A 2,109-nucleotide genomic window follows, 5' to 3' on the forward strand; every position below is an offset into this window, starting at 1 on the left:
GTCTTAAAAATTGTATAGTTTTGGACGTATAAAAAATGATTTAAAGTTGAGTAAATCTAATAGTTATTTAAGAAAATAAGGTGGGAGAAAACCCACCTTATAAAGAATTATTTAACTTTACCAGTCTCAATTCTTTGTTTATAGATCTCACGAAGTTTTCTAATGTCGTTCTTAACTTCAAATACTCCATGCCAGTGTGAATAGTCAGGACCACCCATTAGAGCACCTTGTCTCATACGGCGACCTTCGTGGTGCCACATATGATAGTAAACATCTTGGAATTCATCTTCCCAAGCGTCTGCGAGTAGTAAGTTTTTAGCTTTCAACTCTTCAAGCATCTTAGTTGCTTCAGCATTGTAAACGTTATAAAGCTCTACTTGCTTATCACCCATAATGAAGAAGTTATCTGTATGAGTTGATGTATGGCAAGCTTTACAAACTAGCTTCATCTCAGCTCTTGCTGCTTCTGGTCCATTTGGATGACCTGCAAGTGGCGTTCCTATGGTTAGTTTGCCAGTTTTTTCGTAAACAACAGCAGCTTGTTCATCACCAGCTGTTCTTAGCTTACTGCTGACGCCCCATAGGTTCCATTTTAGTCTTCTTGAAACATTGTGAGTTGTTGTTGTTTCACCAACACCACTCATGTGGCAAGCTGCACAAGTTGGAGCTCTAAAGTCTGGTACATCCCATGTATCAGGAGCAGCATCAAAATTCCATTTGTGAGCTTCGCTATTATAGATATGTCCGTGCATTGAGTTGTTAAAGATCTCAATATCTGGGTGATCAGGTCCAAGGTGGCAAGATGCACAAGCAGCTGGTTTTCTAGCTTCAGCTATGCTAAATGTGTGTGCGCTGTGGCATGATTTACATCCGCCTACGCCACCATCAGGATAAACATTACCTATACCGTAGTTTGGCCAAGTCTCTTTTGTAGGTTTGTGATCAGCGTCTAGTTTGATGACGGTTCCGTGGCACTGTGTACAACCAGTAGCGTCTGGAGCCATTTTGTATTCTGGATGATCCATACCTTCATAGTGATACATTAGTTTTACCATCGCAGGGTTAGCATACATTTGCATAGCACCTCTTGCGTGACCACTCTTAACAAATTCTTCAACCTCATTCTCGTGGCACTTAGCACAAGTTTTTGGGCTAACTAGCATTGATACGTGGTTGTTAGAATCTTTTGGATGCACCTTAACTGAAGCCATAGGATTATCTGCATTTACAGAGTGGCAATCCATACAACTTACGCCAACGTGAGCGTGGCGACTATTTTTCCAATCGGCAACTATGCCGGGTGTCTCTTTAGCGTGGCACTCAACACAGCTTTTTGATAAGTCTGACATTTTGTGAGCAACTTTAATGTTTTTTACAACATTAAGGTTTAAAGCATCAGATTTATTTGCATCCATGTTTGCGGCAAAGCCAAAAGACATTAGACAGGCTAATAACATTAGCGACTTTTTAAACATCTCTCCTCCTTACTTGGTTTTATTGTTTTCTTGTTTTTTAATTGCTTCAAATTTATCGATTTGTAGTCCTAAATTCTTGTGACCAACGTGCTCGTGGCAGTCAACACATGATTTTTTATTAGGATTTCCAAGAACGAAATAATCTCTATGTGGCAAGAATGATTTACCAGCTTGAATAACATTTTTTAAATTTGAGTGGCAAGTCAAACATCCACTATCATAGACAAAGTGAGATGCATGCTCGCGTTTTTTTCGCCAGTCGATCTTGTCAGTATCTGTAAAAAATGTCTTATAACCATCGTTTATTGATACTTTAAGTTTTGTAAGCACATAAGTATAGGCACTTGTATGATTTAGATGACAGGCTGAACATTCGGCTTTTACACCAAGTTTGTTATTGCCACCGTGTACATCTTCATGATATGCAGCATTCATAGGATCCATAGTGTGGCAAATGGTACAGATGTAGCCGCTACCAGTTGCATGAAGTGCATCAGCAATACCCATAGACGCAATAAGTCCGATCACAATGCCGATAATAACAGATGACCAAACAAAAAATTTCTTCTTAACTTCAGCCAAAATCTCCTCCTGAATTTATCAATATATCGTAAATTTTTACGAAAATTTTAAG

At 38.9% G+C, this 2,109-nt stretch carries 2 protein-coding genes; both read right to left on the reverse strand.

Annotated features, from left to right (window positions below):
• Positions 1 to 107 precede the first annotated feature (107 nt).
• On the reverse strand, positions 108 to 1,475 hold the full coding sequence (locus CYP54_RS02880; protein WP_084040848.1) for a multiheme c-type cytochrome: 1,368 nt from the start codon (positions 1,473 to 1,475) through the stop codon (positions 108 to 110).
• 9 nt (positions 1,476 to 1,484) lie between these two features.
• A complete protein-coding gene (locus tag CYP54_RS02885; protein ID WP_103604131.1) occupies positions 1,485 to 2,057 on the reverse strand; it encodes a cytochrome c3 family protein in 573 nt (190 codons plus the stop codon).
• Positions 2,058 to 2,109: the final 52 nt, after the last annotated feature.

The organism is Campylobacter concisus (genome assembly GCF_002914005.1).
Taxonomy (GTDB): domain Bacteria; phylum Campylobacterota; class Campylobacteria; order Campylobacterales; family Campylobacteraceae; genus Campylobacter_A; species Campylobacter_A concisus_N.

Coding starts and splice junctions, on each gene's coding strand:
- CYP54_RS02880 (WP_084040848.1), bottom strand. CDS start 1,475: ATGTTTAAAAAGTCGCTAATGTTATTAGCCTGTCTAATGTCTTTTGGC.